This window comes from Spirosoma montaniterrae (assembly GCF_001988955.1).
In the GTDB taxonomy this organism is placed as follows: domain Bacteria; phylum Bacteroidota; class Bacteroidia; order Cytophagales; family Spirosomataceae; genus Spirosoma; species Spirosoma montaniterrae.
On the sequence record NZ_CP014263.1, the window covers coordinates 5,751,548 to 5,770,837 of the forward strand.

The window sequence follows — 19,290 nt, forward strand, 5'->3', positions numbered from 1 at the left end:
CCGTGCAGCACTGCCGATTTGAGCAACGTCGTGCTACCGCACTGCTTTATAAACTATTTGCCCGGCCTTACCTTTTACCGACAATGCCAGCCGCTCGGTCGTGAGCGAATCAATCTGTTGCTCGGGTTCGTAAGGAGCGCATAAGATAAGAGCACACTCCGGTGATTCGTAGCCACCCGCAACGTCTGAAAACGTAAGCTGATTGCCGCGCACGACAAAACGGTTAGGCTGGCAACAGGTCCACTGTTTACCGTTAAACTCTAACATATACTCACCCGATGATTTGAACGTAACGATAGTAGGCCGCGTCGGATCGGGCCGAAATACAGGCTGACCCATCGGGCGCGATTCAATCCAACGCCACCGTTGGTATAACAGTGGGGTTGGGCCGACCGAATCCTGATGCCAGCAAGTAATGAGTAACAACGCTACAATTGATAATCCGATAAACTTCTTCACGAATTGGGCCTATGTCTGTTGAAAAATTAAGTTGAGTTATCATTGACTGAACGTTCCGTCAATCAGCCTGATAAACGCTTCGAGTCGATGAGCCTCTTACGGACAGGATCAGCGTTTTGGCTGAAAGCACGTCAATGTGTTGAATCAACCGCTCGGGTGGAAAACCAACGCAATCAATATAAGCACACTCCGGCGATTGATAGCCGCCCGGCTTATAGGAAAGCAACAGCAGATTACCCACCTGCTCGAAGTGATTGGGAAGGCAACACGTAAACCGCCGACCGTTTAGCTCATTAATATACTCGCCCGACCGGTCAAATACCACCGTATTGATCGACTGCCCTAACGGCACAAGCGATCCATCGGCCAACCGGGATTCGATCAGTCGCCAGCGTTTATTCAACAGATTAGTCGAACCGACCGTATCGTTTTGCCTACACGCACTAATTAGCCCTATCAGGGCAATTAGTAGCAGGGTAGTTTGTTTGATAACGTGCATAGAAACGGTTTTTGTTGAGTAGAAGACCCACCCGCCCGTCATTTCGTTGGAAGACGTTTCTAAAAAAAATATGCCCAATAACCCGCTCCGCATTGCCATCATTGGCCCCAGTAAGGTGGCCCACCTTCACGCAAAAGGCGTACTGCAAACGCCCGGTACACAGTTGGTGGCCGTGTATGGCCGCACCCTTACTAAAGCGCAAGACTTCGCCAACCAATACAACATCCGGGCTTACGACAACGTAACCGAGATGGTTACGCAGGAAGGCATCGACCTTTGCTTAGTCACAACAACCCACCCCGCCCACCGCGAACCAACCGTAGCGGCCCTTGATGCCGGGTCGCACGTGCTGGTTGAGAAACCGCTGGCGTCGTCGCTCGACGATTGTGATGCTATGCTCGAAGCTGCCCGGCGCAACGGTTTACACATTGGCACGATTAGCCAACGCCGGTTTTATGCACCGAGTATGCGTATTCGTGAAGCCATAGACGCCGGAAAAATTGGTAAACCGGCTCTTGGTGTGGTGCAGATGTACGGCTGGCGCGACGAAGCGTACTACAAAAGCGACGCGTGGCGCGGTACGTGGAAAGACGAGGGCGGGGGCGTGTTGGTCAATCAGTCACCCCACCAGTTAGATCTGCTGCTCTGGTACATGGGCGAGGTCGAGAGTGTGTTTGGTGTTTGGGATAATCTCAACCACCCGTATATCGAAGTCGATGATACCGCACTGGCAATTGTCCGGTTTAAGAACGGCGGTTTAGGCAATATCATCGTCAGTAATAGCCAGAAACCGGGGCTATACGGCAAAGTGCATATTCATGGTACGTCGGGCGCGTCGATAGGCGTGCAGCCCGACGGCGGGGCGTTGTTTATTGCGGGTCGGTCGAGTGTTACCGAACCGCCCGTCAACGATCTCTGGACCATCCCCGGCGAAGAACACAAATTAGCCGAGTTCATCGCTGAAGACAAGGCTTTCTTTAACACCATCGATGCGACGGTGTATTATTTCGGTTTGCAGATTGCCGATTTCCGCGATGCCATTAACGAAAATCGCCCGCCAATGGTGACGGGCGAAGACGGTCGCAACGTGGTTGCGCTGTTTCAGGCTATTTACGAATCCAACCGAACGGGCGGGGTTGTTTCCCTCACCCCCGGCCCCTCCCGCAACGGCGGACCGCCCAGAACGGGAGAGGGGAGGGAGTAGAAGAGTTCTGGGCGAATGACCGATAGTTAGCCATATGCTGACATATGGCTATGTACTGCACCCCTCTCCTGTTTTAGGAGAGGGGCCGGGGCCGGGCCGGCGTTCCGGTGAGGTGCATTAATTAGCCGGGTCCACGGGCGTACTGGTATTGTTATCACGCTCGGTAAACGGATACGGCAGGAAATTGCGTGTTCGTTCGGCGTTGGCCTGGGGCGTTGTGTCGGGACCGGGGCGGCTGAACCGGCGGCTGTCTTCGAGCCGGAAACCCTGGTAGGCCAGTTCGATTTGCCGGTTTTCGTAAATCTGCAACAGAATGTCGTTGGCCGTTTGCGGACCGGCATAGGCTGGTAAGCCCGCGCCCACGCCCCAGGCATCCTGCGCCGGAGTTTTGGTTAGCACCCGGTTCAGTTCGGTTACGGCATTCGTCAGATCGTTCTTACGGGCGAAGGCTTCAGCCCGAATCAGCAGTATTTCGCCGGGCAGGTACACTGGCACCGGCGCGTTGTTGGCCGTATAAAAGCCCGTACCGAGGTTCTGCGTAGCGGTTGGATTGGCGCGGGTGTAGAACGCAATCCGACGGTCGGTGGGGTCAGGTGCCAGCGCACCCGTCAGGCCGAAGTTGGTGTTCGTGGGTGCAAACACGTTCGTGTTCCCGAAAGCCGTGAAGAACACGGGGTTCTGTGTGTTGTCGTCAAAGGCGAACGACGACCGCACGGTCAGCGTCACCCGACCGGCAGCGGCAATGGCCTTATCGAAGTCACCCACAAACAGCGCGTAGCGGGCAATCAGCGCCTGAATTGTGTTCGGAATGTCGATACCGACCGGAACGCGGGCCGTAAAAGCGGCAGAAGGGGGCGTAGTGCCAACGAGCGTAGCCGCTGTTTCCAACTGCTGAATGGCCGACCGCAGCAACTGCTCGCGCGATACAAACGGCGCATTGGTGCCGGTGGTGATAGGAGCCTGCTGGAAAAACTGCGCCAGCGTACCAAGCGACAGTGCCTTAAAAATCGACGCGTAGGCAATCACGCCCGATCGCAAACCGGGGTCGGCAATCACGCGCTCGGCATTGGTCAGCACAATATCTGACGTTGCACGGGTCAGTTGAGCACTTGTCCAGAGGTTACGCACCACGGCGTTGCTACCCTGTACACTCGCAAAGCCCTGTTCCAGAAACAGTTCGTCGGTGTTGCCCGCATTCAGCACGCGCAGTTCGCGAGTGGCTAAACCACCGGCTGTAACGGCGTTGTAGATCACGCCCGTCCGGCCAAATGTGTAGCGGTATTGCAGCCCGTTTACGAGCGTTACCAGCCCATCGGGCGAGTTCACGACCTGTACTTCGCTGGCCGCGCTCGGGTTCAGATATTCCTGATTGCAGGCATTCTGCGTCAACGTCAGTGCCAGCAGGGAAGTGATTATAAGGAGTTTTTTCATGATTTATGTGCGTTACCCCGCCCCCGTCCCCTCCCCAGAAGGGAGGGGTGAAACCTGAAAAGCTTCGCGCTCCTCACCCCTCCCTTCTGGGGAGGGGACGGGGGTGGGGTGTCTTTTAAAAAGTCGCCGACAGTTGGAGTTGATAGGTGCGGGGAATGGGGACGTTGCCGAAATCGACACCGCGAACCAGATCGGCGTTACCGCCTGAGTTGGTTTCAGGGTCGAATCCGTTGTAGTTGTCCCACGAAATCAGGTTGCGGCCAATCAGGGCCACGTTCAGGCTGCTGATGCCTTTGATACGCGGCAGTTGGTAGCTCAGAGCCACCTCACGCAGCTTCACGAACGAACCATCATCGACCCGAAACTCGCCAATCGGCCCGATAGCGAAGATATAACCGCGTTGCAGCGTACCGCGCATTTCCTGTTCGGTCAGTGTGCCAATACCTACATTTTCGCGGGTGCGTTTGTCGGCGTTGAATACCTGACTGCCCTGCACCGCGTCGAGCATGAACCGGAAGCCTAACTTCTTGTAGGTCAGGTTCGACGCAAACGAGCCAGTCCATTTTGGGTTTGGGTCGCCGATAATGCTGCGAATAAACGCGCCCGTAGGCTGACCCTGATCATTGCGACCCGGCGTGTACGAAAGGTCAGCACCGGCTCCCTGCGTACCCCGCTCGCGTTGCGGCAAACCCTGGGCCGTCAGTAGCAGCGAACCGTCGGGATTGCGGGCATAAGGAAACTCGAAGAATACGCTGGCGGGCTGGCCTTCAATCAAAAATACTGGCGCACCCGATACGGTCGAGATTTCGATGCGCGGGCTGCCGAGGCTCAGGATTTTGTTGCGGTTGCGGTTAAAAATAAACGTTACGTCCCACGAGAAATCTTTCTTCTTAATCGGCGTCACGTCGAGCATCATTTCGATACCCCGGTTCTCCATTGTCCCTACGTTATTGATGATGCCTGTACCACCCGTTGAGGGGGCTAACGTCCGGTTCACGACGAGGTCTTTAATCTGCTGATTATAAGCCGTGAAGCTCAGGTTCACCCGGTTGTTCAGGAACGACATATCAACACCGCCCTCCAGTTCGGCCATGCGCTCAGGTCGCACGGCAGGGTTCGCCAGTGTCGACGATGGAATGATGGTGTTACGGCCCAGGAAGGCAATCGGCTGAAACTGCCAGAACCGGCTATACGAACCGATACCCGACAGGTTGCCCGATTCGCCGTAACTGGCACGGATTTTCAGGTCGTTCCAGACACCGCCAACGGTTGATGTTTTCCAAAAACCCAAATCCGATACCACCAGCGAACCGCTCACTTTGGGGTAAATCTGGTTGGTTTCCGAGGGCGAGAACTTTGACGACGCATCGCGCCGGAGCGCACCGGTCAGAAAAGCTAAGTTTTTATAAGCAATCGTCGCCTGCCCGAAATAGCCGCTCAGGTTAAAGCGGTCGAGACCGTAACCGACGCCGAAGGTAGTGCTCGACGCGCCGTTAACGGTTTCGATGAACGGCGCGAGGTTTTGCCCTTCGGCCCGGCTGAAGTCAGACCGGCTGAACTGATAGTTGTAGCCTGCAATCAGGTTTAGCTTGAAATCGTTGGTCAGATAACGCTCGTAGCCTACCGTGATGTCGGAGTTTAGCAACAATACGTTATTGTTGGCCGTTGCTGCGTAGCCAAGCGGATAGCGTTCGGCGGGCAGACCGGCAGTGGCCTGATAGGGGTAGGGCCGGATGTAGTTGCGGCCAAACTGCCCGTAGGTATCTACGCCCAGAATCCAGTCTACGCTCAACCCTTTCAGCGGTGTCAGGTTCAGTTGTAAATCGCTGATGGTGCGGTTTACTGACTGCGTAAACGTCATGTCCTCAATGGTTGAGAGCGGGTTTACGCGCGTAGGTTCAACGGCTTGCAGGTTCCCGGCAGCATCGCGTTTTGTGATGTCCCAGATGTTGTTGGTGATGTTGACCGAGTTAATCGGGCTGTAGAACACGTTGCCATTCGCTTTTTCGTTGGTGAAGCTGTTGGAGTAGCTCAACCCTGCCGACATCTTGGCCCAGCTTGCCAGCCGCTGATCGAGCCGGGCGCGGAAGTTGTAGCGCGTAAAGTCTGTGCCTTTGATGATGCCCTGATTTTTCAGGTAGCCGAACGATACGTAATAATTGGTATTGTCGCGTCCGCCCGATACCGCCAGCGCGTTGTCGGTGCCGTAGCCCGTGCGGAAAATCTGGTCGAAATAGTTGTAACGCGTAACGTCAACAAGATTGGTTGCGAGATTGGTTGTGGCCCCATCGCGCACAATGCCGATAGTCGTTACGCCGGGGTTGGCTGCAATTTGTGCTGGTGAAATGCCTCCGATGGGGTGTAATCGTAAACCAGCAAAGCCAAATTGTTTGTTCAGCGTACCCAGCGGCACGTTTTTCCGCAGTTCATTGACGTTGAAACTGGTCATGAACGATATGCGGGGTGCGCCCGTCTGCCCGCGTTTGGTTGTGATCAGCACTACGCCGTTGGCCGCCCGTGAGCCGTACTGCGCTGCCGCTGCCGCGCCGTTCACCACGTTGATGCTGGCAATATCGTTCGGGTTGAGGTCAGACAATCGGTTTTGTCCGGCGTTGGCTCCGCCAATCTGATTGCCAGCCGCCTGCTGCGACACGTTGTCGCTGGCGTTGCTCACAATCACTCCGTCGATGATGTACAGCGGGTCCGACGAACCCGACAACGACTTAACCCCCCGCAGCCGAACCGTAATACCGCCCGCCGGGTCGCCGGAGTTCTGCGTAATCTGTGCGCCCGGTACTTTGCCCTGCAATGAGTTAATTAGCCCGCCCGTACCAGTTTGGGTCAGTTCCTGCCCTTTGATGGTGGTGATGGCGTTACCAAACTGACGGCGCGGCCCCGAAATGGTTTGCGCGGCCACAATCACCTCATCGAGCGTCTGATTTTCTTCAGCCAGTGTTGCGTTTACGGTCAGTTCGTCCTGATTGCCAAGCGTAACGACCTGATCCAGACCGGCAAAACCGATAGATGTAAACGTAAGCGAGTACGAGCCAGGGCTGGCCGTGATGCCGAGCGTATACGACCCATCGGCAATAGACGTAGTACCCTGTTGTGTACCGCGCAGCAACACGGTTACGCCCGGAATGGACTGCCCGTCTTTATCGGTGACGCGGCCTTTGATGGTGTAGCGGCTGCCTTGTGCCAGCACGTTGCCACAAAGCAGTAGTGTGAGCCAGAGCATACACGTATAGCGAATGCATTGGCTACCAGGTATGTACCTGTTTGTCATAGGTTAAAGAAACATTGGTAGGTAGAAAGAAATCCGATTTTCGGAAGCTGTAAAAATAAGCACAATTTTAGCAGCGAACTGTACAATACTGCCTTTTTTAACGCATATCCTTTTGTTATCAACGTTTACCAGTAGTTATAATTTGGTACGTGAGCTGTTTTACAGACTCCAGGTTAGTATCACAACCAACTGCACACATCGATGAATGCGCCAACCCTGTTGCAAACGCTGAACGAACAATTACAGGCCGACACACCCGTAGGCCGGTTTATCCGTGCCATGTTATGGACCATATTGACGCTGATCGTACTCGGTCTGGTGGTGGTCGCTTTTCAGCCTATCGCCAGCCGCGTCACGTCATTTTTGCTGTCCCTTGCTTGTCTGCTGCTGGGCATATTCACGGGATTTTTGTTTGGTATTCCGCGCGTGTTGCAGGCCGATGGCGGACCGGCTACACCTCCCGCACCGGCTCCGGCAAACTCCTCTAAACCTGCTCAACTCGCCCCGCCTGAGTATCGGCAACAGGTCAACACCAATCTGGAGCAGATTTCTGACTGGCTCACCAAAATAATTGTTGGGCTGGGGCTGGTCAATCTGTACAAAATTCCTGACTTACTGCGCGACACATCGACGCTGATTGCCGCTGGCATCGCACTTCCTGTCGATGAAAAGACGCCCGCCAACCCGGAAATGGTGACGATTTTTGCCAACGCGTTGATTCTGTACTTTCCGATTCTGGGCTTTCTGGTCGGCTATCTTATCACCCGCATTTTTCTGTCGGGCGTGTTTCGTCAGGCCGATACGGGCGAACTCATGACCATAGGCGGGCAGCAGGTAGCACTGGCCGATGTGGTGAAGAATTTGGTCAGTGTAGCGTCGGCCAATCTTACTGCCGAAGAGTCTGGAACACTTGAGACGACTGCATCGGTTCGTCCGAAAACGTCAGTGCCTACCCGCATTCTGTGGGTCGATGATACGCCGGGTAACAACGTAGTCGAGCGCGAAACGCTGACAAATACCGGCGTTGATGTGGTGTCGGTCGAATCGACCGCCGACGCGCTCAGTCAATTGGCTAAACGCGAATTCGATCTGGTTATCACCGATATGGGTCGCACCGAAAACGGCAGCTTCAACGCTACCGCAGGTGTTGACCTGATCAAACAGGTAAACGCTGGACATTTTGCCGCGTTACGAACCATTGTGTACACCTCGAAAAAAGGCTTCGATCAGTATGGCGAACTGGCCCGACAAGCCGGTGCCGACGACATAGTGTATAGCCCGCGCATTCTGATGAAGTCGATTGGCGTTGCCTGAGCGTCACCCCACCCCCGTTCCCTCCCCGTTAGGGAGGGGTGTTTTCTGATGTTTTTCGTTAAATTTGACAAATAAACGTACTCTTCATGCAGTGTCGTCTTTCTACCAACGGCTTACTGGCCGTGGCGTTGCTGATTGCCCACCTGGCAACGGCGCAAACAACCGCTACCAAAACCCGCTACCAGAATCTGAACGAAGCCCTGTCGGCGGGTGCCCAACTCAACGGAGCTTCCGGGCCGCGCTCGGTCAACTGGATCAACAGCGGTAATCAATTCTCGTTTATCGACGGGCAACAAACCATTAAAACGCTCGACCCGGCCACGCAAACCGAAACGGTGGTGTTTGATGGGCGGCAGCACAAATTTCCCGGCACCGACAAGCCCTTCAACTACGGCTCGTTTCAGTGGTCGAAAGACTCGAAAAACATCCTGTTTCAGAGCAACTTCCGGCCTGTTTACCGGCGGTCGGGGGTGTCGGATTATTACGTGTATTCGGTAGTCGATAAAGCCTTGAAACTCGTTGCCAAAGACGCACAAACCGCCGAACTGGCTCCTGATGGCAGCAAAATCGGCTACGAACGGGGGGGCAATCTATTTGTATTCGATTTTGCCACCCAGCAGGAAACCCAACTCACCGACGACCGGAACGCCGGACCGGCCAAACCGGCCTTCTATAACGGGCGGTTTGGCTGGGCCTACGAAGAGGAATTTGGTCTGGCGCAGGCGTGGGAATGGTCGCCCGATAGCAAGTTCATTGCTTTCTGGCAGACGGATGAGCGGCAGGTGCCTATTTACAGAATGACTGATTATAGAGGGTTTGATGAAAAGTATGACTCGCTACCCTACCCCCGTGTGGGCGACGTTAACCCCACCGTTCGCATTGGTGTTATCGACGTAGCTAATCGCAGCTTACAGTGGATGAACGTTGCGCTGAACGACGGCTATATTCCCCGCATTTACTGGACGTCGCAGGAAGGGCAATTAGCTTTGATACACCTCAACCGGAAACAAAACCATCTGCGTTTGTTTATGGCGAATGGCCGCACTGGCGAGGCCCAACAGATCATGGAAGAAACCTCGAACACCTGGATCGACGTGTTCGACTTCTTCGCGGGTATCAATCACCTGATTTATTTTCCGGCAGGCGTGAAGGAGTTCTACTGGGTATCGGATCGGGGCGGGTATTCGCATCTGTATCGGTATGATTATGCGGGTAAACTGCTGAATCAGATTACGAAAGGCCCGTGGGAAGTGACCTATGTTCATCACATTGACCCGAAGGCAAAGAAAGTTTTTTATACGTCGACCGAGGCCGCACCCACTGAGCGGCAGTTGTACGTAATCGACATCGACGGCAGGAACAAGCAGCGGCTTACTACCGTTGCCGGGCGGCACGCGGTCAATTTTTCGCCCAACGGTAAGTTCTTCATAGATCGGTACTCAAACGTGCAAACGCCCACGCAGGTCGAACTCCGCGACATATCGGGCAAACTGCTCAAGCCGCTCGAAACCAATACGAAAGTTTCAGAATACGTGGCCGCACATACATTCGCCCCAAAAGAACTGTCGAGTTTCACGACCTCCGACGGGCAGCGCATCGATATTTCAATTATCAAGCCACTCGATTTCGACATCAACAAAAAATACCCGGTGGTGCTGGATATTTATGGTGGGCCGGGGGCGCAATCGGTGTATAACGAATGGGCGTCGTCGGGCTGGCATCAGTGGCTGGCGCAGTCGGGCTACATTGTGGTAGGCGTCAACAATCGAGGTAGTGGTGGCTATGGGCGCGATTTTGAGAAAATAGTCTATGAAAAACTCGGCAAGTACGAAAGTCAGGATTTTGTGGAAGCCGCCCGCTACATGGCCGCGCTGCCGTATGTCGATGGCAATCGTATGGCAATTCGAGGGCATAGCTACGGTGGTTATATGAGCAGCTACACCATGTTGACACACCCCGGCGTTTTCCGCGTGTCGCTGGTAGGCGCACCCGTCACCGACTGGCGTCTCTACGACAGTATTTACACCGAACGGTACATGGGCTTACTGCCCGAAAACGAGGAAAAATACAAAGCCAGTGCCGTAACGACCTACGCTAAAAATCTGGCGGGAAAAATGTTCATTGCCCATTCAACGATGGACGAAAACGTTCACGTCCGCAACACGTTTCAGTTGATGAACGCGCTCGAAGACGCAGGCAAGGATGCTGACCTGCGTATTTATCCGCCCGGCGCACACGGTGTAGCTTACAACCCGGCCAGTTATCAATTGCTGATGCAGCAATACATCAACTACCTCGAAGCTAACCTGAAGAGTGGTGCAGTGAATTAACAGAGTTGTTACCGCAACGCCTGCCGGATTACGTCTTCGACTGTCAGGTTGGGATCGGCTCTTAGCGCGTCGTCCACGCTTTTTTCGGCGGTGAGTTTAGGGAAACCGAGGGCTACCAGCGCGGCCAGCGATTCTTCGCGCACGGGGTTGTTGGCTGGCTGTTGGCGGTAAGACGGGCCGTCGGGCACAACGCCTGCCCGCTTCATTTTGTCGCGTAGTTCAAGAATAATACGTTGGGCTGTTTTGGCTCCAATGCCCTTGATGGCCTGCACCGCCCGCACGTTTTCGCCCAGAATTGCCAGCCGTAAATCAGCCGGTTGCATAGCCGAAAGCATACCAAGAGCCGTGTTTGGCCCCACGCCCGACACGCCAATCAAATCAAGAAAAAGCGATTTTTCATCTGCCGAAGCAAAGCCGTACAACGACTGCGAATCTTCGCGAAAGAGGTGGTGAATAAAAAGTTTAACACGGTCGCCACCGCCGGGCAGGGTAGCATATGTTTGTAAGGATATATTGACCGAATAACCTACGCCATGTACGTCGATAATTACGTTGGTTGGCTCTTTGAAAGCCAGCAGCCCCTCTAAATAAGCGATCATTATAAAGCGAAAAAGCTTGTTTCTGAGTGAGTTAGAAACTATAAAGATACGAAAAACCCACGACTTTTATCCAACAATTAACTTCTGGCCGGGTCGGAGCGAGTTGCCCCGAATATTGTTCATGCGTTTGAGCCGGTCGATGGTCAGGCCATCGTACCGCTGGGCAATGTTCCAGAGCGTATCACCCTGCTGTACACGATGGTAGCGCGGTTTGTAGCGTTTGGTTTTAGCTGTTGATTCGGCTTTTTTTCGGGCTTTCGGGGTTCCCTGCTCAGCTAACTGCTCGGTGCGGGTTTCGGCTACCTCTTTCAGAATTACCAATTTCTGTCCACGCATCAATTTTGACGAACGCAGATGATTCCACCGTTTGAGGTCGTAGAGTTCAACGTTGAAACGGTCGGCAATATCGCCCAGGTTATCGCCCCGGCGCACTACGTAGGTTTGTTTGCGCGGCTTGCGTACCACCACCGTTTCCAGATCATCTTCGGGCGTGTCGGCGGGTTCGGCCTGTGCCAGTTGCTCACGCAACAGGGCGGGCGAAACCAACTCGTCGGCAGATGCTTTGGCTAACGGATTCTCGTTCATAACCGACCAGCCACCCGCCGAATCGGGCGCACCATTAACCGGCTCGGCATGGGCCATCAGCATGTGTGCCATTGCTACCGGAATCCGGCTTGCCGAATCCATGATGGCCCGCCGACGCGAGGCAAAATAGGCGTACTGCTCACGCGGCACCCGGAGCGGGTAGCGATTGGTGTACTCGGGCAGAATGGTTGTTGTAATAGCCGGGTTCATCTTTTGCAGATGCGCCAGTGGCATAGTACTGTGCTTAGCGAAGGACTCAAGGTTGAAATAACCCGTAATCTGAATGGTATCGTGCGGGATGGGCGCATCAAAATTTTCGCCAAAAATGCCGTGATCGTTGGCGTAGTGCATCAGGTACGTAAACGCCACAAATTGCGGCACGTAGCCCCGTGTTTCTTTGGGCAGCGCATCGTAGATCGTGTAAAACGTATCGCCCCCGCTCCGGCGCATAGCTCTTTTCACGGCACCGGGGCCACAGTTGTAGGCAGCCATAGCCAGTTCCCAGTCACCGAAAATAGTGTAGAGGTCGCGGAGGTAGCGGCAGGCAGCATCGGTAGCTTTCACAGGGTCCATGCGCTCGTCGATGTAATCGTCCTGGTACAACCGAAAATCACGACCGGTGCCGGGCATGAACTGCCACAAGCCACCTGCGCCCGCCCGCGAAATGGCACGCGGGTTCAGGGCCGATTCTACAATAGACAGGAATTTAAGCTCGTCGGGCATTCCGTGCTGAGCCAGCATTTTTTCATAGAGCGGAAAAAACAACGGCATTCGCTCCAGCATCAGCTTGGTAGAACTGGCTTTCCGAAACGTGAAATAGTCCACATACGCCTGTACGGCCTTATGGTAATTGAGCGGGATGGTTTTCTGCAATTTCGCCAGCCGTTCGCGCAACAGACTGTCGGGTACGGTCGGCACGGCAGCTACCGTATCTTTCCGAACAATGCTGCTATCAGCGGCCACTACTTTGTCTTGAATCGTAGTCTTGGCGCGGCCCGTTGTCAGCAACAGGCTCAACACCACACTCATCAGCCCCAGTCGTAACAGGCTACGGTTCATAAGATTCAATTTTAGTGATGAGTGATGAATGATGAATGATGAGTTGGCTGACGCAAAAGGAAATACACCGGCGTCAGCCTACTCATCACTCATCGTTTATCACTCATCGTTAAAAAGTCACTCGTTAACTCTTTCGCCAACGCCACTAAACGCCCCTCCTGAAAAGGTGGAGCCATCAGTTGCAGCCCAATGGGCAGGCCGCTGGCGTCGGTGCCATTGGGTATCGAAATAGCCGGGTAGCCCACTACGTTGGCCTGCACTGTAAAAATATCGGCCAGATACATTTGCAGGGCATCCTCGGTCTTCTCCCCTAATTTAAATGCAGGTGTTGGTGTGGTAGGCGACAACAGAAAATCGTACTCCGCAAATACACGCTCGGTTTCTTCCCGAATCAGTCTTCGTACCTGTTGCGCCTTGGTGTAATACGCATCATAATAGCTGGCACTCAGCACAAACGTACCCAGCAAAATTCGCCGACGCACTTCAGAACCGAAGCCCGCCGTGCGACTTTTTTTGTACAACGACAAAAGGTCGGTAACAGATGCATCGCGGTAGCCATACCGTACACCATCGAAGCGCGACAGGTTCGATGAGGCTTCGGCAGTAGTCAGAATGTAATACGTAGGCAATAACGAATCCAGCAACGACAGGTCGATGGGGTCAACTACATAACCGGCCTGCCGCAACGAACTAATCCGTTGTTGGATGGCCTCGCGAATAGCCAGGTCAACCCCCTCACTTTCAACCCCATCCCGCAGATATGCAATACGCAGCGGGCGCGACGCGGGCAACTGCGCCTGGGTGTAGGCATCAACCGGCTGGCTCGATACGGTGCTGTCGAAGTCGTCGGGGCCGGCCATAATTTCGAGTAATAGAGCCGCATCGTCGACCGTGTTGGCAATTGGGCCGATGCAATCGAACGACGACGCGTAGGCAATTAGTCCCCAGCGGCTGATGCGACCGTAGGTCGGTTTAAGACCCACTACGCCACAGAACGCGGCTGGCTGGCGCACAGAGCCACCCGTATCGGAGCCGATGCTGGCTAAGCAAAGACCGGCCTGAACGGCCACCGCCGAGCCGCCACTGCTGCCGCCCGGCACCCGGCTTGTATCAGCAGCATTGCGAACGGGACCAAACGCCGAGTTTTCGTTCGAGGAACCCATCGCAAACTCGTCACAGTTTTGCCGTCCGATGATAATCGCATCTTCATCGAGCAGACGCTGCACCGCCGTGGCCGTAAACTGGGCCGTGAAATTTTCGAGAATACGGCTTCCGGCCCGAACGCCGTGCCCGGCATAGCTAAGCACGTCTTTGATGCCAATAACCATACCGGCAAGCCGCCCGGCAGCGCCGTTGGTCAGTTTCTGGTCAATAACGTCGGCGTAGGCGAGGCTCTCGTCGGCGTATACCTCGGTAAACACGTTGAGATGCTGCTGTTCGGCAATGCGAACGAGGTAGTGTTCCACCAACTGGCGGCAGGTAACAACTCCCGACCGGAGGTCGGTTTGAACAGCAGAAAAGCTACGGTATAGTGTCAAAACAACAGGGTTGGGTTACGGTAACGCGGCTGGAAAGCCGCAGATTGATGGTTAACACAAGCGGCTTTCCAGCCGCGTTACGGAGTAAGCAAAAACAGCTAATCGAGCGGCTCCGGCCTGGAAACGCTCGATTAGCTGTTGGTGATGTCAAGTACTTATTTTTTGATATCCGACTCTCTCAGACCGTCTTCAATGTTTTCGCGGACGTCTTTGGTAGCGTCTTTGAATTCTTTGATGCCTTTGCCGAGACCCCGTGCCAGTTCGGGAATTTTCTTCGCACCGAACAACAGGAGCAACGCCAGAAAAATGAACACCATCTCCTGACCGCCCAAACCCATAAACGCTAAAATGCTTGCAGAAACCATGACTCTCGGGATTTGAATGTATGCAAAACTAATGAATTACGAATTACAATGCTCGCTTTACGACGTAAAACTTACGAACGAAGACGGGTTTTCGATTCACCGAAATCATACATAGTAAAACTTATGTCGCTACGGATTCTACCCAATCCGAACTATTTCGGGTTGGCGAGGGGCTTTTTCCTTCGGGCTGTTATGTGTCATTTCCCACTGCCGGAACCGCTCAAGATCGTCGGTAATACCACTGAACAGCCACAACATCAGCGCAATATCATCGGTCAGACCAATAATCGGCAGAAAGTCGGGCAGAATGTCGAGGGGCGATACAAAGTAGATCAGCACGGCAATGATCCGGATCAGCGTTTTCCACGGAATCTGTCGGTAATCGCCTGATGCGTAGGCTTTTAACAGCCGCGTCACTACACCCAACTGCTCACGAAAAGCCGTTACGTTTTTGCCCGACAATCCGCCACTTTTATCAAGGGCGTCGCGGACCAGTTTATACAGACTACGGCTGTTGCGGGCATACCGAACGGCACCAATATTAGCCCGTTTGAAAAAAATCGATGTTAAGACTCGGGTAATTAAACTCTTGTTTGCCATGTGTTTTACAGAAAGCGTGTGCCATTAGACTAACAGACGCTCAAAAAGTCAAGTGCTTAAGGAGTAAACAAAAAAACGCGAATTTTTGTCTAAAAAACGAGCCACAGGTCTCAAAGTTTTCTACAAACGGCTGTTGGTTTGTGTAGACGGAGGGCCGTACTTTTGCGCTTCGTGTTAACCCTTTAATTTTGAATCCTGTATGAAAGTGACCGTAGTAGGGGCCGGGGCGGTTGGAGCCACCTGTGCCGACAACATTGCCCGCCGGGAACTCGCCCACGAAGTAGTTTTGCTCGATATTAAAGAAGGCATCAGCGAAGGTAAATCGCTCGATATGCTACAGGCATCGACCCTGCTCGACTGCGATGTAAAGCTGACCGGCTCAACCAATGACTACAGCAAAACTGCCGGGTCAGACGTGGTGGTGGTTACGTCGGGGTTGCCGCGTAAGCCGGGTATGACCCGCGAAGAACTCATCGGCATTAACGCGGGTATCGTGAAAGGTGTAACGCAGAATATCCTGCAACATTCGCCCGATGCCATTTTCATTATTATCTCGAACCCGATGGATACGATGACGTATCTGGCTCTGAAAGCATCGGGTTTGCCCAAAAATCGGATTATCGGTCTGGGCGGTGCGCTCGATTCGGCCCGCTTCAAAACCTATCTGTCGCTGGCAATGAACTGTTCGCCCAACGACATTCAGGCGTCGGTAATTGGTGGTCACGGCGACACGACCATGATTCCGCTAACGCGTTTAGCTACCAAAGGCGGGGTGCCGGTGAATCATTTCCTGGATGATGAGACGCTGAAAAAAGTAGCTGCCGACACAATGGTGGGCGGAGCGACGCTGACGGGACTGATTGGTACGTCGGCCTGGTACGCGCCCGGTGCGGCTGGTGCCTACATGGTCGAAGCCATCGTGCGTGATCAAAAGCGCGTGATTCCGTCGTGCGTGTTGCTCGAAGGCGAATACGGCCAATCGGATATTTGCTTAGGCGTACCGGTTGTACTGGGCCGCAACGGCTGGGAAGAAATCATCGATTACAAACTGAACGACGAAGAGCAGGCAGCCTTCAACAAGTCAGCCGACGCCGTTCGGAATATGAACAACGTACTGAGTACGCTGGAAATCTGAAAATACCCCCAACCCCCTGAAGGAGGCTAAACCATCTGGGTCCAAAAGCCCGGCAGCGGCCGACCGTCCTTCAGGGGGTTGAGGGTAATAAGAAAGCCCCGCTGAATCATTCGGCGGGGCTTTCCTGTGTAATAGTCTGGGCCAACTGCTACCGACCTTCCCAGTCGCAGGCGGGTAGTAGCCATTCCTGACCGGGATCGATGGGGGCACCGTCGGGGGGCGATTGGGCCGGAGCACTCACCATTCGGTCGGGGAACTGCATGTACTGGGCGATAAGCCAGCGGTGGTAATCGTACCGGGAACCGCTGGTGGCAGAACTACTATAGTGCGCTTTTGCCTGACTGAGAGCTTCATGGGCAGTTGCCCGAACGCTGCCATCGATGTCTTTATTTGTCGCCAGTTTAAGCAGTTGATCGAGGTAAAGCCGTTCGGTTTGCCGGGCTATTTCGCCCGCGTAATCAGGCTGTTGCGCAGTCAGTGTTTTGAGTAACGCGTTATGCAGTTTCGTGAATACGTCGTTCAGGCCGGGTAATTTACCGTCGAGACTTTTCTGGCGAACCAACCGGGCGCAGCGTTCGGGGTTGAGCAGCATTCGCAGGGTCATGCCAACGGCTGCTTCGGGTGGGCCGAGCGGATCGAAAGCCAGCCCCGTATGGCGTTTGAACACTTCGCGTGGGTTGGCGTCGTAGCGAAAGGGGCGGGGCGGAATCAACGACAGCACCGTTGGCGGCACGGCCAGAAACGCCGGGTCGAGCGTTGCCAGCAGTGCGTCTAACGCCCGGTTTTGCTCCGCAGCCGGAACCGTTGAAACCACAGGTTGCCCATCTCCGCGCAGGGCGTTTGTATAGCTTTGCCCACCCAGCACTTTGGCGACAGCTTCGACCTGATAGCGGTGAAACAGGTACATCGGTACAAATACGTCTTCGAGCATTGCCATCGGCGTTCCTGCCGGAATTTTCCTGTCCGTAAAATTGGTCAACGCCACCCGGCGCACGTCCATCACGCGCCGGAGTTCGTCAACGGCGTTGGCACCATTGTCCCAGAGGTGCGTGCCGGGGTGAACCGAACCTTCGGGCCGCGCGTCCTGGTCGGTCAGAAACGACAGTCCGGCACTGTGCATATCGCGCACGATTTTGTCAAGTTCCTGCTTCTCATTAGCTCCCGGCGTAAACTGCTCATAACCATAACGAATGCTCCATTTGTCGTAGATGCCGATGCCCTTCGCGTAAGCATCCGACAGGTCGATGCTGGCACCTTTCACCTTCGCCACCATCGTCGGATAGTCCATCACCGAGGCCCGTCCAAACCGCTCCGGCGTACCGGTACCACCGCCCTGCGTACTTGCCAGATAATTGTGCGGCAAGCCGAGCGTATGGCCTACCTCGTGAGCCGCCAATTGCCGTAGCCGGTCGAGCGACATCTGCATCATCTCACCCACATGCGAACTGTCGGTATCGAACTTGCCAACCAACCCCTGTGCAATCAGGTAATCCTGCCGAACGCGCAGCGAACCAAGCGTGACTTTACCTTTCAGAATTTCGCCCGTGCGCGGGTCGATGATGCTCATGCCATAACTCCAGCCGCGTGTAGACCGATGTACCCACTGAATCAGGTTGTAGCGCACGTCCATCGGGTCGGCGTCGGGCGGTAGCAATTTTACCTGAAACGCATCGCGGAAACCGGCAGCTTCGAACGCCTGATTCCACCAGCCTGCGCCCTCCATCAGAGCCGACCGGATGGGTTCGGGTGCGCCGGGGTCCATGTAATACACAATCGGGTTTACGGCTTCGCTTATAGCCGCCGACGGATTTTTTTTCTGGAGCCGGTGCCGCGAAATATACCGTTTCATAATCGGCTGACTGACGGGCGTGGCATAATCGAAAAACTCGATGCCGCCGTAACCGATGCGTGGGTCGAACGCGCGGGGCTGGTAGGCGTCGGGGCCAGACTGGATGGTCCCGGACTGGATGGTCCCGGACTGGATGGTCCCATTAAGTGGGGGCAGTTGTACGAAGGAGTGGTGCTGGTGCATAGTCACAGCCGTGGGCGTTGGCACTACCTCGCGCAGATACGCGCCGGGCTGTTCGCCGGTCAGCGTGATAATGGTTTCAAATTCTGTGTTTTTCGGAAATGCCTTTGTTCGGGGCAGGTGCAGGGCGCAGCGGCTGGGGTCGAGTTTATACGTACCCTGTTTGATTTGGGCGATGGATTGAACGGCTCCCACGGCATCCTGAAGCAGAAACGGCGTCAGATCGACCAACACGTTATCGCCTTCTTCGGCTACAATCTCGAAACCCGCATGAACCGATTTGGCAAAGGATTCTTCGACCGCCCGGCGTTCGAGCGGGTCCGGGCTGATGGCGCGGTAGGCGTAGTTTGGTTCAATTAGCAACACTTTGTTGCCGCTGCGCTGAAACGTGACAACGTGCTCCTGCCCCAGCCTTCCCCGGTCGAGGCCAATATCATTGGAGCCAATGCCCTGCGCCAGCGTGGGGTAATACAGCAGTTCGGTGTTGAACTGGCTGATTTCGAGCCATATTTTACCCTTCTTCGCGTCCCAGTAGTAGGTTAGAAAACCGGGATTGCGGCTCATGCCTGCCGTAAAGGTGGCAATGGTCGGGGGCGTTTGAGCAAGTACGTTCGATAAGATGAAATAAAACAGCAAGAGGAGTGGGAGACGTGTTTTCATGCGGGCAAGTTGATTAGTAGTCTCCAAGATAGTGGAAATTCGTAGATTTGGCGTTTGGGCGGACCGGATAACACTTGAATCCGTGTTCCGTATATTACTTCATTAAAAAAATCTCTCTTCGCCTTAGACGATTGGCCCGATTTTAGCCGTTTGAAAGAAGTACGTGCCATACGCTCCGATTTTTGAACCTGATAGTA

At 54.4% G+C, this 19,290-nt stretch carries 14 protein-coding genes; 4 read left to right on the plus strand and 10 right to left on the minus strand.

The features are described 5' to 3' along the window. Nucleotides 1-33: 33 nt before the first annotated feature. Nucleotides 34-459 (minus strand): META domain-containing protein, encoded by a 426-nt coding sequence (locus AWR27_RS24840; RefSeq protein WP_077133672.1) that lies wholly within the window; start codon nt 457-459, stop codon nt 34-36. 58 nt (nt 460-517) lie between these two features. Continuing rightward, complete coding sequence (locus AWR27_RS24845; RefSeq protein ID WP_077133673.1) at nt 518-958, minus strand: hypothetical protein; 441 nt, start codon at nt 956-958, stop codon at nt 518-520. A 70-nt stretch (nt 959-1,028) separates the two neighbouring features. On the opposite strand from AWR27_RS24845, the gene AWR27_RS24850 reads away from it, so the two are divergent. After that, complete coding sequence (locus AWR27_RS24850; protein WP_077133674.1) at nt 1,029-2,162, plus strand: Gfo/Idh/MocA family protein; 1,134 nt, start codon at nt 1,029-1,031, stop codon at nt 2,160-2,162. 117 nt (nt 2,163-2,279) lie between these two features. Here the strand turns inward: AWR27_RS24850 and AWR27_RS24855 are convergent, their stop codons facing one another. Both AWR27_RS24855 and AWR27_RS24860 read right to left on the minus strand, forming a co-directional pair. After that, nucleotides 2,280-3,593, minus strand: coding sequence for a RagB/SusD family nutrient uptake outer membrane protein (locus AWR27_RS24855; protein WP_077133675.1), 1,314 nt, complete (start codon nt 3,591-3,593; stop codon nt 2,280-2,282). Nucleotides 3,594-3,708: 115 nt separating this feature from the next. Further along, nucleotides 3,709-6,831, minus strand: coding sequence for a SusC/RagA family TonB-linked outer membrane protein (locus tag AWR27_RS24860; RefSeq protein WP_157579304.1), 3,123 nt, complete (start codon nt 6,829-6,831; stop codon nt 3,709-3,711). 249 nt (nt 6,832-7,080) lie between these two features. Between AWR27_RS24860 and AWR27_RS24865 the strand changes: the two genes are divergently transcribed. Beyond that, nucleotides 7,081-8,193 (plus strand): response regulator, encoded by a 1,113-nt coding sequence (locus AWR27_RS24865; protein ID WP_077133677.1) that lies wholly within the window; start codon nt 7,081-7,083, stop codon nt 8,191-8,193. Between the two features lie 86 nt (nt 8,194-8,279). Further along, nucleotides 8,280-10,523 (plus strand): S9 family peptidase, encoded by a 2,244-nt coding sequence (locus tag AWR27_RS24870; RefSeq protein WP_077133678.1) that lies wholly within the window; start codon nt 8,280-8,282, stop codon nt 10,521-10,523. A gap of 8 nt (nt 10,524-10,531) precedes the next feature. Here AWR27_RS24870 and ruvA read toward each other — a convergent pair whose 3' ends face one another. From ruvA to AWR27_RS24895, 5 genes are all read right to left on the minus strand, one after another. Further along, a complete protein-coding gene (gene ruvA / locus AWR27_RS24875; RefSeq protein ID WP_077133679.1) occupies nt 10,532-11,122 on the minus strand; it encodes a Holliday junction branch migration protein RuvA in 591 nt (196 codons plus the stop codon). A 66-nt stretch (nt 11,123-11,188) separates the two neighbouring features. Beyond that, entirely contained in the window at nt 11,189-12,775 is a 1,587-nt protein-coding gene (locus AWR27_RS24880; protein ID WP_157579305.1) for a lytic transglycosylase domain-containing protein, read from the minus strand. An 80-nt stretch (nt 12,776-12,855) separates the two neighbouring features. Beyond that, complete coding sequence (gatA, locus tag AWR27_RS24885; RefSeq protein WP_077133680.1) at nt 12,856-14,304, minus strand: Asp-tRNA(Asn)/Glu-tRNA(Gln) amidotransferase subunit GatA; 1,449 nt, start codon at nt 14,302-14,304, stop codon at nt 12,856-12,858. Nucleotides 14,305-14,459: 155 nt separating this feature from the next. After that, nucleotides 14,460-14,669 (minus strand): Sec-independent protein translocase subunit TatA/TatB, encoded by a 210-nt coding sequence (locus AWR27_RS24890; RefSeq protein ID WP_077133681.1) that lies wholly within the window; start codon nt 14,667-14,669, stop codon nt 14,460-14,462. A gap of 138 nt (nt 14,670-14,807) precedes the next feature. Continuing rightward, entirely contained in the window at nt 14,808-15,269 is a 462-nt protein-coding gene (locus AWR27_RS24895; RefSeq protein ID WP_077133682.1) for a YkvA family protein, read from the minus strand. A 199-nt stretch (nt 15,270-15,468) separates the two neighbouring features. Between AWR27_RS24895 and mdh the strand changes: the two genes are divergently transcribed. Beyond that, entirely contained in the window at nt 15,469-16,404 is a 936-nt protein-coding gene (gene mdh / locus AWR27_RS24900) for a malate dehydrogenase (RefSeq protein ID WP_077133683.1), read from the plus strand. 148 nt (nt 16,405-16,552) lie between these two features. Here mdh and AWR27_RS24905 read toward each other — a convergent pair whose 3' ends face one another. Further along, a complete protein-coding gene (locus AWR27_RS24905; RefSeq protein ID WP_077133684.1) occupies nt 16,553-19,093 on the minus strand; it encodes a zinc-dependent metalloprotease in 2,541 nt (846 codons plus the stop codon). Between the last annotated feature and the right edge of the window lie 197 nt (nt 19,094-19,290).

Bases quoted from the DNA above. Each gene is read 5' to 3' on its own strand.
- AWR27_RS24895 (WP_077133682.1), bottom strand. From the start codon at position 15,269: ATGGCAAACAAGAGTTTAATTACCCGAGTCTTAACATCGATTTTTTTC.
- AWR27_RS24905 (WP_077133684.1), bottom strand. From the start codon at position 19,093: ATGAAAACACGTCTCCCACTCCTCTTGCTGTTTTATTTCATCTTATCG.
- ruvA (WP_077133679.1), bottom strand. From the start codon at position 11,122: ATGATCGCTTATTTAGAGGGGCTGCTGGCTTTCAAAGAGCCAACCAAC.
- AWR27_RS24865 (WP_077133677.1), top strand. From the start codon at position 7,081: ATGAATGCGCCAACCCTGTTGCAAACGCTGAACGAACAATTACAGGCC.
- AWR27_RS24845 (WP_077133673.1), bottom strand. From the start codon at position 958: ATGCACGTTATCAAACAAACTACCCTGCTACTAATTGCCCTGATAGGG.
- AWR27_RS24870 (WP_077133678.1), top strand. From the start codon at position 8,280: ATGCAGTGTCGTCTTTCTACCAACGGCTTACTGGCCGTGGCGTTGCTG.
- AWR27_RS24890 (WP_077133681.1), bottom strand. From the start codon at position 14,669: ATGGTTTCTGCAAGCATTTTAGCGTTTATGGGTTTGGGCGGTCAGGAG.
- AWR27_RS24855 (WP_077133675.1), bottom strand. From the start codon at position 3,593: ATGAAAAAACTCCTTATAATCACTTCCCTGCTGGCACTGACGTTGACG.
- AWR27_RS24860 (WP_157579304.1), bottom strand. From the start codon at position 6,831: ATGCTCTGGCTCACACTACTGCTTTGTGGCAACGTGCTGGCACAAGGC.
- AWR27_RS24850 (WP_077133674.1), top strand. From the start codon at position 1,029: ATGCCCAATAACCCGCTCCGCATTGCCATCATTGGCCCCAGTAAGGTG.
- mdh (WP_077133683.1), top strand. From the start codon at position 15,469: ATGAAAGTGACCGTAGTAGGGGCCGGGGCGGTTGGAGCCACCTGTGCC.